Below are 12,810 nucleotides of genomic sequence, written 5' to 3' on the forward strand. Positions count from 1 at the left end.
CACTCGCCCCCTTCACCCGTCCCCGTCCTCGTCCTCGACCCCGTCGAGGGCCCCGGCCAGGGCCTCGCTGATCAGACGGGTGGCGTAGTCCTGGTCGTCGGTGAGCCGGTTGATGTGTTCGGCGAGCAGGAAGGCGGTGGCCTCCAGGGTGGTCATCTCGCTGGGGGTCCACGTGCCGAACTGCTTGCGCCACAGGCTGGGGCTCAGGTCGAGTCCGGCGGCGATGACCATGCCGGACATGGTGGGGATGGTCTCCGGCTTGATGTTCCGGGTCATGACGCTGAGCGAGGCGACGAAGCCGGGCAGGACGCCCTCGATGACGTCCTTGTCGTGGTCCTCGTAGGCCAGCCGCAGCCACTTCATGAACATGAAGATGATGGTGCAGGCGCCGTCGAGCAGGTCCTCGACGCCGTCGGCGTCGAGAGAGGCGGTGAACTGGGCGACCAGTTCGCGTTCCTCGGCGGCCAGCTCGGTCCTGCCGTCGTAGATGGCCTTCAGCCGGGAGTCGATCAGGAAGAGCGCTCCGCCCACATCGCCGGCGGGTGCGTACTTGGGGTGGCAGGGCGACGTCACGGGTTCCCCTCCTCGTGTGGCCGCGGCGGTCGGCGCGGCTGGTCCGTACGCTAGGCGCCCGTTCGGACGGTTGGGGACCCGCCGACCCGAACGGACGACACCCCGACCCCGCGTTCGAATACCCCCGTCGAATGAACCGGCCGCACGAACGGGTCGCGTGAACGGGTCGAACAGGCCCGGTAGCGTGGCGCGGCGAGGCGATCTACGGAGGTGGCGCGATGGGCCAGGACGGTGCCGAGGGCATCTGGAGGCATTCGGCGGAGCGGGAGCTCGCGCGGTACGGGGAGTTCCGGCTCACGGTCGTCGAACCGCCGTTCCCCGCCGGGGCGGACGTGCTGCCGGACCACGATCCGGTGCGGGCCCGGGAGGTGGCCGAGGCGCTCGGGACGGTGGCCGGTGTGCTCGGCGAGGTGAGCCGGATCGAGGCGGTGGAGCGGATGCCGTTCGGCACCCGGGCCGATCTCGATCTGGTCGGGATCGGGTGCTGGGGCGGGCTGACCGAGATCAACGATCCGGCTCTAGCGTACCCGGGCGGGGAGTTCCCCCTCGCAAACCTGGCGGAGGAGGTCTCCCGGCGTCACCCGGCGGCCGTGGTCATCGGCTCGGCGACCGTCGACCAGCACGCGACCCATCACACCCAGGTGATCCACCACCCGGACGGTACGCGCCTGTTCGCGTCGGGCTGGGCCGGTGAGGGCGACTGGGACCTGGCGGGCGCGCCGCGTGAGATCGCCGTCGCGTTCGGCGTGGGCGCCGATGAACTGGAGGAGCGGGGCGTCGACTTGGACGCCGAGCCGGGTGATCTGGACTGGGCGGGGCTGGCCAGGGCGGCGCTGCGGAGCGTGAGTCCGCTACTGCGGACCGGGCGCACGCTCTCGGTGTTCCGGGTGCGGCGGGACGGACGGACCGCGGGCGACCTGGAGGAGACCTGGATCGACTGAGGGCGCGGCCGAAGCCCGACCGAGAGCCCTACCGAGGGCTCGGCCGCGTATGCAGATGACATGTGAAAATCCTGCAAAGTTGACGGGGACACACCACCGGAACCGGGGGGCGCCCCGTCACGTCCCCCCTAGGGTACGCAACTAGCGGCGTTCGACGACCAGTTGACCTCGGAGCCCACTCGCGCCGCGCACCTCCCATGTCATCTACTGGGTTCCCAGGGGGAGAAACCAGTGAGCACACTCATACGCCGGGGCAGCCGGGGCGGTCGGGTCAGGCAGGTGTGGGGCCGTCTCGCGATCGCCTTCACGGCCGCCGCCGCGACCACCCTGACCGGCCTGCCGGCCCTGGACGAGGCCGCGGCGGCGAAGCCGCCGAACGTCAAGCCGGTGCGCTGCGACGAGAAGTTCCTCGGGCGCAAGTTCCCGTCGACGCCCGCGAATTCGGGCCCGCCGGACAACCTGCCGTACGACGCCTGGCCGACCGACGAGAACTACACGTACGACAATCCGGCGAAGGCGTACGACGGGGTGCTGCCGCCCACCCAGAAGCAGCGGGACGCGGCGGGCAAGGACTACCGCGCCTGGCAGCGGAAGTTCGAGAAGTCGCAGAACCCGGCCGACCGGGTGATGGAGATCTACGCCCGGTACAACAGCCAGTACGACAGCTCCCGCGGCTTCAAGGAGTTCCAGCGCTTCCTCGACGTGCGCTACATCGGGAACCACGGGAACCCGGCGCGCGGTGAGGCGTTCGAGGCGCGGATGGTCAAGAAGTACAACATGGTCGGGCCCGACTGGTGGTGCCAGGACACCATGGAGTACACCGACCCGGAGACCGGCGAGAAGCGGTACCGCGTGATCGACGCCCACAACCGGGCGACGGAGCGCAAGGTCGAGATGAAGTCCAACGGCAAGATCGAGAACGATCAGCTGAAGGCGGACCGGCAGATCGCCAAGGAGAAGCCGAAGTCGACCTTCCGCTATCTGACCGGCGCCCGGACGGAGAACTCCACCAAGGAGGCGATCCGGAAGTTCGACGAGGACCTGCGGCGCGACCGCGGCACCTCGCGCACCCAGGCCGGGGTCAACGAGCGGCGGTCCAACGCGATCGAGCGCACCCAGAAGCCGAACGTCTACACCAACTACGACAAGCGCTTCAACGCCGATCCGCTCAAGGGCGGCCGCGGCCCGCTGGTCGACCAGGCGCTGCGCTCCGGCAAGACGCCCGCCGAGGCCCGCCGCATCCAGGCGATCTACAACCAGAACAACGGCGGCGGCTACTTCGGGCGCGGTCCCGGCGGCATCGACTTCTCCACCCTGGAGATCAACTACGTCGGCACGCCGGTGAAGGGCAAGGGCCTCGACTACTCGATGCGCGCCGACTACGTGAAGGACCCGGACACCAACCCGGGTTACGGCGGCAACGCGAAGCTCCAGCTGGCCTCGGACTCCTTCTTCACCTGGCTGGCGCTGACCCCGGACCGGTTCTGGGTGAACCTCAACCCGATCCGCCCGGACGTGGTGATGGACAAGGAGTTCGCGAAGACGGACGCCGGCCGTGTCCTGCTCGAGGCGGACCTCACGCTGAAGCACGACTACGCGGACGCGATGAACCCCGACAAGTACGAGCGCGGTGAGCGGTTCTGGCGGGCGGCGCCGCGCACGCCCGAGGGGATGCCGTGCCTGCCCGTGATCCGTCAGTGGATCACGCCGAAGCCCGCGAAGGTGCGCGAGCAGGACGGCGGCATCTACATCCTGGACGCGCCGATGAAGGTCAACATGGAGGTCCCGCACGGCCCCGATGTGCCCGTCGGCGGCTGCAAGCTGACGGAGGCTCAGACCAAGCAGGCCGAGGCGCTGATCCTCCAGATGATCCAGCCCGAGCTGGAGCGCCGGGTGAACGAGGACCCGTCGTACGCCGATCTGCGCCGCGTCTACACCTCGCGGGTCGCGGCCGAGTACGTCCGGCGGCAGGACGCGGTCGCCGCGACCGACTTCCGCAAGATCATCAACAGCAACGACGTCACGCGGTGGCCGCTGCGCGACGAGAACAAGAACTGGGACAAGAAGACCGTCTACGACAAGTACGTGCACTCGTTCAGGAACGGCGACTACAAGTTCGAGCGCGTGTACGACGGCAAGGTGTGGATCCTGTCGATGGGCGGCGTGGACTTCTCCAAGGCGCCGAAGCGGGACATCACCAAGACCCAGTTCGCCACCCAGTACAAGGGCCTCGACACGACCACGAAGACCTCGGTGCAGACCGAGGTGACCTACCGGGACGGTGACACCGCGTTCCTCGGCGGATCGAGCGCCGACCAGCCGACCACCCCGGGCCCCAAGCCGACCCCGACGCCGACCGGTCCGGGCGACCCGAAGCCGAGCCACACCCCGTCCACCCCGGCCCCGACCACCCCGGGCGGCGACCACACCACCCCGCCGACCCGGCCGCCGGGCGGCGACCTCGCCCACACCGGCTCCAGCACGCCGGTCGGCCTGATCGTCGGCGTCGCCTCGGCGCTCGCCGTGGTGGGCGGCGCGCTGATCTGGTGGGTGCGCCGCCGCCGTACCCCGGGCGCACACCACTGACCGACCCGCACGCCTGAAGCACCACCGCACCACCCGCACCATCGGGCCCCGCGCTCCGCCGTCCTGGCGGGGTGCGGGGCCCTTCGGCGTGCGGGCGGTCCGGCCGCTATCGGGCGACGGCCGTCACCGGGCGTCCGGGCGGCGCAGGCCCGCGAGGAGCAGGGCGATCAGCCGACGCGGGTCGTAGCGCGGGTCGGTGTCGCGGCCGACGCAGAGGTTGCCGATGCCGCGCATCAGCTCGTACGGCTGGACGCCGGGCTCGATCTCGCCCGACTCGGCGGCTGCGTCGAGGAGTTGGCCGCACACCGGGAGCAGCCGTTCGAGGAAGTCGGTGTGCAGGGCGGCGAAGCGGTCGCTGTCGGAGCGCAGCGCGTCGGCGAGTCCGTGCTTGGTCACCAGGAAGTCGGTGAAGAGGTCGACCCAGCGGGACAGCGCCTCGAACGGCGAGGCCGCCTCGGCGAGCAGCCGGGGACCGGCCTCGGCGGCGGCCTCGATCTGGTGCCGGTAGACGGCGGTGACCAGATCCGCCCGGGTCGGGAAGTGCCGGTAGAGCGTGCCGAGTCCGACGCCCGCGTGCGCCGCGATCTCGCGGATCGGAGCGTCGACCCCGGAGGTCACGAACACCTCGGCGGCGGCGGCGAGCAGCGTCTGCTGATTGCGCACCGCGTCGGCGCGCCTGCTGCGCGCGGACGCTCCCTTGGTCTGGTCCGCAGGGGGCACCACGGTCTCCTTCCGAGCACGATTGACTAAACGGATCAGTGTTCCGTATCGTAAATGGAACGACGATCCGCTTTCAGCGTACCGGTAGGCCCGGAGTCGTGGGCCCCGGAGTCGTTGACGGCGGACACCACAGAAGGGCACGTTCACCATGAGTGCAGCCATGAGTACCGTCACGCCCGCTCCCGCCCCCTCCACCGACCCCTCCCCCGTCCTCACCGTCAGCCCGGTCGTGCTCACCGCCCCCGGCCGCGCGGTCGACCTCCAGGTCCGCGTCTCCGCCCCGACCACCGGGACCGCGCTGCCGATCGTCCTGCTGTCGCACGGCCTCGGCCTCTCGAACCACCTCTCCTCGCTCCACGGCTACGCCCCGCTCGTCGACCACTGGGCCGCGCACGGCTTCGTGGTCCTCCAGCCCACCCACCTGGACTCCCGCACGCTGCGCCGGGCCACCGGCCCCGACACCGCCCCGGGCGCGCACGCCGCACCGGAGTGGCGCACCCGCGCCGAGGACATGTCCCTGCTCCTCGACCGGCTCGACGACATCGAGGCGGCCGTCCCGCACCTGCGCGGCCGACTCGACCGGAGCCGGGTGGCGGTCGCCGGGCACTCCATGGGCGGCCACACCGCGAGCCTGCTGCTCGGCGCCCGGCTCACCGATCCGTCCGACGGCACCGAGGTCGACCTGGCCGACCCCCGGATCACGGCCGGTGTGCTGCTCGCCGCGCCCGGCCGGGGCGGCGACGCACTGAGCGCCTTCGCCACCGAGCACTACCCCTTCTTCCTCACCACGGACTTCTCCACGATGACGACCCAGGCCCTGGTCGTCGCCGGGGACCGGGACGCTTCCCCCCACCTCACGGTCAGCGGCCCCGACTGGCACACCGACCCGTACCACTTCTCCCCCGGCCCCAAGGCGCTGCTCACCGTGTACGGCGCGGAGCACGGGCTCGGCGGGATCTCCGGCTACGACGTGGCCGAGACGACGGACGAGAACCCGGAACGGGCCGAGACGGTGGCCCGGCTCGCGGCGGCGTATTTGCGCGGCGCGCTGTACCCGGGGGACGCGGCTTGGCGTACGGCCCAGGGGGAAATGGCCGCCGCGGGCGAGCCGCTGGGGCGGATCGAAGCGAAGTGAGCAGATCCAGGAGCCAGGATCTCGGATCCAGGGTCTCGGATCTCGGATCCAATATCCCGGAGGCTGGATCCGAGACATTGGATCCCGAATGTCGGATCCGAGGTGTCGGATCCGAGGTGTCGGATCCAGAATCCAGGATCTTGGATCCAACCTCCGGGATATTGGATCCGCATGCCTCGATCCCGGAGATCGGATCCAGAATCCTGGATCCAGCAGATCGGATCCAGCGGATCGGATCCAGAAGATTGGATCCGGTAGATCGGATCCTGGATCCCGGATATGACCTGGCCGGGTGCCATGAGGTACGAAGACCTGCGTGAGTGATCAGCCGCCCCTCCCCGCCACCGCCCCCGCCCCCGCCCCCGCCCCCGCCCCCGCCACCATCCGTGCCTTCATCGCCCTCGCGCCGCCCGACGCGGCCAAGGACGAGCTGGCCCATGCCCTGCGGCCGGCCGTCGACGCGTATCCGGGGCTGCGGTGGAACCGGATCCAGGACTGGCACATCACGCTGGCCTTCCTCGGGGAGCTGCCCGTCGAGGTGGTGCCGCCGCTGCGGGCGCCGCTCGCCCGGCTCGCGGCGGGGCGGCGGCCGCTGGAGCTGGCCCTGCGCGGCGGCGGGCACTTCGACGAGCGGGTGTTGTGGAGCGGGATCGACGGCGAGGTGGACGCGCTGCGGGCGCTCGCGGGCGAGGTGCGCGAGTTGGTCAGGAGCCATGGGATCCCGTTCGCCGAGCGGCCGCTGCGGCCGCATCTCACACTGGCCAGGGCCCGGCGGGGCGACGCGTCGTCGGTGACGGCGTCGGCCGCCGGGCTCGCCGGGTTCACGGGCGCGCCGTGGACGACCGCCCGGCTGCATCTGGTCGGCAGCAACATCGGGCGCGGCCCCGGCCCGATCCGCTACCGGGACATCGAGTCCTGGCCGTTCGCCGGACGCTGACCGACCACGTTCCGACCACGTTCCGACCGCGTTCCGACCGGCCGGTCAGAGCGCGGCGAGCAGCTGGCGCAGCGGGGCGGGGATCCGGTCCGGGGCGAGGGCCTCGGTGAGCACCCGGCCGTAGTGGATCTTGCGGCCCTTCTTGGTGCCGAGGAAGCGCCGGAGCCGGCGCTCGGGGGCGCGGTCCCGCTGTTCGGGCTGGCGGAGGAAGCTGCGCAGCGGGCGCAGGTCGCCCTGCTCGGTGACGAGTTCGGTCACGCGGCCGGCGCCGAGGGCCCGGATGAGCTCGTCCTCCAGGTCGTCCGCGCAGACGAAGAAGCCGGGCCCCGGCACGCCCGCCCGCTGCCAGCCGCGCGCGTAGTAGTCGGCCTCGCGCGCGTCGCACAGTCCGGTGAGGCGCAGCCCGAGTCCGGGCGGTCCGAGCAGCCGGGTGAAACGGGCGATGTTCATCGCGCCGCCCATCGACAGCACGCAGACCCCCTCGGCCGCCAGGTCGCGGCCCTGGCGCGCGGCCAGGGTCTCGACCGCCGCCACGTCGCTGGGTCCTTCGAGGAGGACGACGGTACGGACCGGGAGCCGGGCGGCCAGTTCGCGGGCCGTCGTCCCGTGGTCCGGGCCACCGGCCCCGTCATCGGCACCGACGCCAGACCCCGCACCCGCACCCGCACCCGCACCCGCACCGGCCGCGCCCTCCCCCGCCGCCCAGGCCAGCACCGCCGCCCGGAACTCCGCGATCCCCGCCGCGCCCGTGCTCCGCGCCGTCCGGTCGGACAACGCGCCCGACGCTCCACCCGTTTCAGCCATACGGCGAGTCTGCGCGCCGCCGGGCCCGCGCCGCCAGGCGTTTTCCCGGCCGCGGCGGGCACGCCGTACCCGGGCGGCGGGCTCTTCCCCCAGGTCTGCCCGAACGGGCATGGTGTCCGGCCCCCGGCACGGGTAGGCAGGTAGGGCAACGCACCACATCCACGGTCAGCGATCCGTACCGCAGTGCCGCGTCCCCCTGGAGGCAGACACCCATGCGCAAGCCCGCGCACCGAAAGGCCCCGGCCGCCGCCCCCGCGGACGGCTCCGCCCGCGCCGGGAAGGCGCCACGGGACGAGGAGGCGGCGCCCGGTCCCCTCGCCCAGTCCGGGCCCCCTGCGCCGGGGGCGATGGCGGCGCTCCAGCGGGCCGTCGGCAACGCGGCGGTGGCCCGGATGCTGTCCGGGAGCCGCGCGGCGGGCGCCCCTGAAGGCAGCGGAGGCGCGGGCGAGGACCCGCCGGTGCAGCGGTCGACGGCGCACCAGGTGCTCGGTTCGCCGGGGCAGCCGCTCGACGCGTCGCTGCGTTCGGAGATGGAGGGCCGGCTCGGCGCGGACTTCTCCGACGTACGGGTGCACACCGGCTCGACCGCCCAGCGCTCGGCCGACGAGCTCGGCGCGCGGGCCTACACCTCGGGCAACCATGTGGTGCTGCCCGACGGGGGCCGGGACAAGCACACCCTGGCGCACGAGCTGACGCATGTGATCCAGCAGCGGCAGGGTCCGGTGTCGGGCACCGACAGCGGTGACGGTCTGCGGGTGAGCGATCCCGCCGACCGGTTCGAGCGGGCGGCGGAGGCCAACGCGCGGCGGGTGATGTCCGGTCCGGCCGTCCAGCGGTCCGCCGACGGCTGCGGTCCCGGCGGCGACCACGCCGGGCATGATCACGCCGGGCACGACCACGGCTCGGGTCCGGGCTCAGGTCACGGGCAGGGCGTCGTGCAGCGCAAGGGCCACGAGGAGCTGACCTCGACCCTGCCGGCCGCGACCGCCCCCGCCGGCCGGCCGTCTGGTGGCCTGGCGGCCGCGACCGCCCCCGCCGGCCGACCGGCCGGCGGCCTGTTCAACCGGTTCAGAAGCAGCTTGAACCGCAGCGCGCCGGAACCGGTCGACCCGCTCATGGACAAGGTCCGCAAGGCGTTCAAGGAGTACGACGAGGACCGCAACCGCGACACCATGCACTGCCTGATGGCGCTGACGGTCCTTCAGCACATGGTCGCGCCGGAGCTGGAGGAGGCGACCGACGCGACGCGCCCCTTCCTGACCGCCGCCCTCCAGGCCGTCGACGCCGAACTCACCGTCGTACGCGGCCAGATCAACCGCGACGACAGCCTCCCCGCCGGAGCCCGCGCGCCGTTCGGGGCGATGACCGACAAAGGCATGCTGTGGAACAGCCCGGACTGGGAGGACAGTGCGGTCGCGTTCTCGATGCGCGGCGCCAGCTACTTCCGCGAGCTGTCCGAGATGAACCGGCACAGCATGGGCCGGGAGATCAACGACCGCAGCGGTGGCGCGGTCTGGGTGGCGGACGTCAGGTCCAAGCTGGCCACGTCGCTCCGGCAGAGCGTGCTCACCCACTACACGCCCAAGGAGCGGGCCGAGCAGATGCTCGCCCAGGGGAACATCAAGTCGAAGACCGAGCTGCTGCGGGCGAACCCGGACGCGGCCAACAACTCGGAGCCGTACGACAAGCACGTCCTGGCCAATGAGGGCTTCGTCTTCTTCTTCCTGGAAGTGCCGAACAGCCCGTTCCGTGAGACCCGGTTCGGCGGTTCGGAGCCCGCCCGGATCGAGATCCCGCTGACGCAGTCGCCGTTGATGACGCAGGGCTGGCTGATGCTGAGCGACTTCGCCCAGCGCGAGTACCCGACGCTGCGTGCCGACCCGTCCGATCCGGCCCGGACGCAGAGCCAGCTGCCCACCCGTGAGGACCGGTTCGGGGCGGAGTTCACGGCGCCGATGCGGAAGTTCGCGCTCGGCTCGAACAAGGCGGGCGACGACATCGACTTCGAGGCGATGGGGGAGGCCATGTCCGGGGAGGCGGACGGGGACCGGCGGGGCCAGATCCCGCTGGTGCTGACCCAGGCGCACGCCGACAAGTACAGCGAGATGACCTACGGTTCCGGCGCGGAGGGCGAGGTCAAGAAGGAGAAGCTGCGCTCCAACACGCTGATGGGCGCGGACATCGTGCCCGGTCTCGTGGAGCGGGCGATCGTCGAGATCATCCGCCTGGAGCAGGTGAACCCGCAGCTCGCGACGCGGCTGAAGGGGATGTCGGGCGACGAGCTGATGCGGTTCCTGCTGAAGGACCTGCTGCGGCCGCAGGCGATGCTGCCGAACTCGGTCGACCTCTCCAACGCGCGGGGTGTGCTGTCCTCCGGCGCCCCGGTCACGGTGCCCACCCAGGTGGCGTGACCGACGGTCGGAGGCCGCTCGCGGCACGGGCCGGGTGGAGGTGGGGCGATCGTCCCGCGGCCACCCGGCCCCGCACGTTTCGGCCCCCGCTCCGGCCCGATGTCGGGAACACAAGCGCGGTATTCGGACTTCCTCTTTTTGGCCGCACATGCGAAACGGCGGACCGAAGTCCGCCGTTTCGCACAAGGTGACCCAAGATGACCTACGAACGTACGTCCGCAAATGGGACAAGACATCTAGATGATCGGCTGTCGATTTCCGGACAGTGGGACCGTGGCACGGCTTGCACCCCTTCGGATCTCGCCGAGGATTAGCCGTGCCACCCGGTCACCTGAGGTCGCTGAGCACTCCGCTCACGTTCAGGACCTCGTGGCACTTCTGCGCCTGCCGCCCGGTGGCCGGGGTGCCCGGCTTCGCGCAGGTCACCTGGATGGTCACGGTCTGGTTCTCGACGATCCTGATGGGGGTGACCCAGTGGTAGTCCTGATTGCGGAAGGTCTCGAGCGCGATGGTCGTCACCTTGCGGTCACCGAAGTTGATCGTGATCACGCCTTCGTCGCCCTGGAAGTTGGCGACGACGATGTCCGTGATCTCGAACGCCTTGTCCTTCGGCACGGTGTAGAGACCGGTCTCGGTCTTACCGCCGGAGGTCTCCAGGTCGATGGTCGCCGAGCTCTGCGCGCCGTCGCCGGTGCCGCCGGAGCCCGAACCGCTGCCGCCGCCGGAGCCCTTGCCACCGCCCGAACCGGCCCCGCCGGAACCGCCCGGCTTGGTGGGATCGGTGCTGCCGGGGGGTGCGACGCTCGGCGGCGCGCTGGGCGCCGGACGCTTCTGGACGAGTTCGTCGGCGGCTTCCTTGGCCGTGCTGCGCACCGCGGGGCGCACCAGCAGGAACCAGGCGATGATCAGCGCGAGGAGCGCCGCCAGGAGCGCGAGCAGCCACCTCGGGAAGATCGGGATCTGGACGAACTCCACGTCCAGCGGCGTCCGGACGGCCGTCGGGTCCTGGGCCGAGTCCTCGGCGTCGCGCGGCTCGCTCACCTCGACGGTGAACGGCCAGGTGGTCGGGGTGCCGAACCACACGGGGCGGCCGGCCCGGACGCGCAGTCCGATCTCGGCCGACTCGCCGGGTTCGAGTGCCCGGGTGGCGGGGGTGAAGGCGAACTTCAGCTCCTCGCCCGCCTGTCCCGCGGTGAAGGCGACCTGGACGGGGGCGTTGCCCTCGTTGCGGACGGCGAACCGGTAGCGGCCGCGGAGCCAGCCGCGGCGGCGGCGCGGGGTGACCGCGGTGCGCAGCTCGCGGAACTCCTCGACGTGCACGAGGGTCTCGGGGACCCGTACGCCTTCGGGGTGTTCGGTGGGCAGCACCCGGACGGCGAGGGGCACGTCGCCCGCGCGGACCTGCGAGGAACGCGGCGGCGCGAGCGTGATGGTCACCGTCTCGGAGGTGCCGGGGTAGAGGGAGATCCGCTCGGGTTCCACCGTCGCCCACGCGGCGCAGTCGCCGACGACCTCCAGGTGGTACGCCTCGACGATGTCTCCGTCGTTGCGCACGGTCAGGCTGGTGGATGCGGTGCCGCCCGGCACCACCGACACCCTCGGGATGTCGAGTCCGGGCGTGCCAGGGCTGGAAGAGGCTGCTGGGGACGTCACCCCCCGACGCTATGGGCCGTCGTCCGCGCGCCGCCATGGACCCGAGGGCAACGCCCCGGGCAACGGCGGTGCCCCGGGCGGGCGTGTTCCGCGTCACCAACTCCCGTGCGCGGGAACTTTCCTGGGGCCTCAGACATCTCTTACTACCCCCCACACATCTCAGCGAAAACAGGGAACGACACATGATCCGAGCTGAAGCGAACGGCGCCGCTGCCCCGACGGGCATCGTGGTGCCCCGGGTGCCCGCCCAGGAGTCCGCGCGGACCGCGGGCGCGCACGCGGGCACGGGCACGGGGGTGGGGGCGGGGCGGGCCGGGGAGCCCGCGACCGGGCGGCGGGTGACCGTGGCCGTGTACGCCGCGGACCCGGTGCTGCACGTGGGGGTCGTCCATCAGCTGCGCCAGCGCCCGGAGATAGAACTGGTCGACGAGGAACGTCCGGACGGGGCGCAGGTGTCCCTGGTGGCGGTGGACAGCGTCGACGACGAGACGGTGGCGCTGCTGCGGCGGCTGCGGCACGACTCCCGCACCCGTACGGGCCTGGTGGTCGGCACCTTCGAGTCGGGGGACGCGCTGCAGCGGGCCATCGAGTGCGGGGTGACGGCGGTGCTGCGGCGCGCCGAGGCGGACCAGGACCGGCTGTTGCGCCTGGTGCTGGCGCTCGCGAAGGGCGAGGGGGTGCTGCCGGGTGATCTGCTGGCCCGGCTGCTGCACCACGTGGGCAGCCTCCAGCGGTCGGCGCTCGACCCGAACGCCTCCTCGCTGTCGACGCTCACGCCGCGCGAGGCGGAGATGCTGCGGCTCGTGTCGGAGGGTCTGGACACCGCGGAGATCGCCCGGAAGACCTCGTACTCCGAACGGACCGTCAAGAACGTGCTGCACGAGGTCATCACACGGCTTCAGCTGCGCAACCGCACCCACGCGGTCGGCTTCGCGCTCCGCAACGGTCTGATCTGAGCGCCGGGAGGCGGACCCGGCCCGCCTCCCGGCGGCGCCGGCTGCCCGAAAGCGCAGCCGGTGTTTCCCCCGGGTGCGGCCGCCGGGACCTGTC

10 protein-coding genes are annotated in these 12,810 nt (G+C 71.9%); 6 read left to right on the forward strand and 4 right to left on the reverse strand.

Going from position 1 to position 12,810, the window contains the following annotated elements; all coding sequences use genetic code 11:
* Positions 1–12: 12 nt before the first annotated feature.
* The gene (locus tag ACIPXM_RS15210) at positions 13–573 is read right to left on the reverse strand and encodes a hypothetical protein (protein WP_401655351.1); all 561 of its coding nucleotides are present in this window, start codon (positions 571–573) and stop codon (positions 13–15) included.
* Between the two features lie 218 nt (positions 574–791).
* Here ACIPXM_RS15210 and ACIPXM_RS15215 point away from each other — a divergent pair, with 218 nt between their 5' ends.
* Both ACIPXM_RS15215 and ACIPXM_RS15220 read left to right on the forward strand, forming a co-directional pair.
* Positions 792–1,514, forward strand: coding sequence for a DUF6333 family protein (locus ACIPXM_RS15215; RefSeq protein ID WP_401655352.1), 723 nt, complete (start codon positions 792–794; stop codon positions 1,512–1,514).
* Between the two features lie 231 nt (positions 1,515–1,745).
* The gene (locus ACIPXM_RS15220; RefSeq protein ID WP_401655353.1) at positions 1,746–4,100 is read left to right on the forward strand and encodes an LPXTG cell wall anchor domain-containing protein; all 2,355 of its coding nucleotides are present in this window, start codon (positions 1,746–1,748) and stop codon (positions 4,098–4,100) included.
* 123 nt (positions 4,101–4,223) lie between these two features.
* Here ACIPXM_RS15220 and ACIPXM_RS15225 read toward each other — a convergent pair whose 3' ends face one another.
* On the reverse strand, positions 4,224–4,820 hold the full coding sequence (locus ACIPXM_RS15225; RefSeq protein WP_401655355.1) for a TetR/AcrR family transcriptional regulator: 597 nt from the start codon (positions 4,818–4,820) through the stop codon (positions 4,224–4,226).
* Between the two features lie 160 nt (positions 4,821–4,980).
* On the opposite strand from ACIPXM_RS15225, the gene ACIPXM_RS15230 reads away from it, so the two are divergent.
* Positions 4,981–5,955, forward strand: coding sequence for an alpha/beta hydrolase family protein (locus tag ACIPXM_RS15230; RefSeq protein WP_401655356.1), 975 nt, complete (start codon positions 4,981–4,983; stop codon positions 5,953–5,955).
* Positions 5,956–6,271: 316 nt separating this feature from the next.
* Positions 6,272–6,892: an RNA 2',3'-cyclic phosphodiesterase gene (gene thpR, locus ACIPXM_RS15235; RefSeq protein ID WP_401655357.1), complete on the forward strand. Its 621-nt coding sequence runs from the start codon at positions 6,272–6,274 to the stop codon at positions 6,890–6,892.
* Positions 6,893–6,937: 45 nt separating this feature from the next.
* On the opposite strand, the gene ACIPXM_RS15240 is transcribed toward thpR, so the two are convergent.
* Positions 6,938–7,696, reverse strand: a complete 759-nt coding sequence (locus ACIPXM_RS15240; RefSeq protein WP_401655358.1) for a TOPRIM nucleotidyl transferase/hydrolase domain-containing protein — start codon at positions 7,694–7,696, stop codon at positions 6,938–6,940.
* Positions 7,697–7,908: 212 nt separating this feature from the next.
* Between ACIPXM_RS15240 and ACIPXM_RS15245 the strand changes: the two genes are divergently transcribed.
* Entirely contained in the window at positions 7,909–10,107 is a 2,199-nt protein-coding gene (locus tag ACIPXM_RS15245) for a DUF4157 domain-containing protein (RefSeq protein WP_401655359.1), read from the forward strand.
* Positions 10,108–10,434: 327 nt separating this feature from the next.
* Here the strand turns inward: ACIPXM_RS15245 and ACIPXM_RS15250 are convergent, their stop codons facing one another.
* Entirely contained in the window at positions 10,435–11,760 is a 1,326-nt protein-coding gene (locus ACIPXM_RS15250; protein ID WP_401655361.1) for a hydrolytic protein, read from the reverse strand.
* A 182-nt stretch (positions 11,761–11,942) separates the two neighbouring features.
* Here ACIPXM_RS15250 and ACIPXM_RS15255 point away from each other — a divergent pair, with 182 nt between their 5' ends.
* Entirely contained in the window at positions 11,943–12,716 is a 774-nt protein-coding gene (locus ACIPXM_RS15255) for a LuxR C-terminal-related transcriptional regulator (RefSeq protein WP_401655362.1), read from the forward strand.
* Positions 12,717–12,810: the final 94 nt, after the last annotated feature.

Origin of the sequence: Streptomyces sp. NPDC090025 (assembly GCF_044748125.1) — a bacterium.
Lineage (GTDB): Bacteria > Actinomycetota > Actinomycetes > Streptomycetales > Streptomycetaceae > Streptomyces.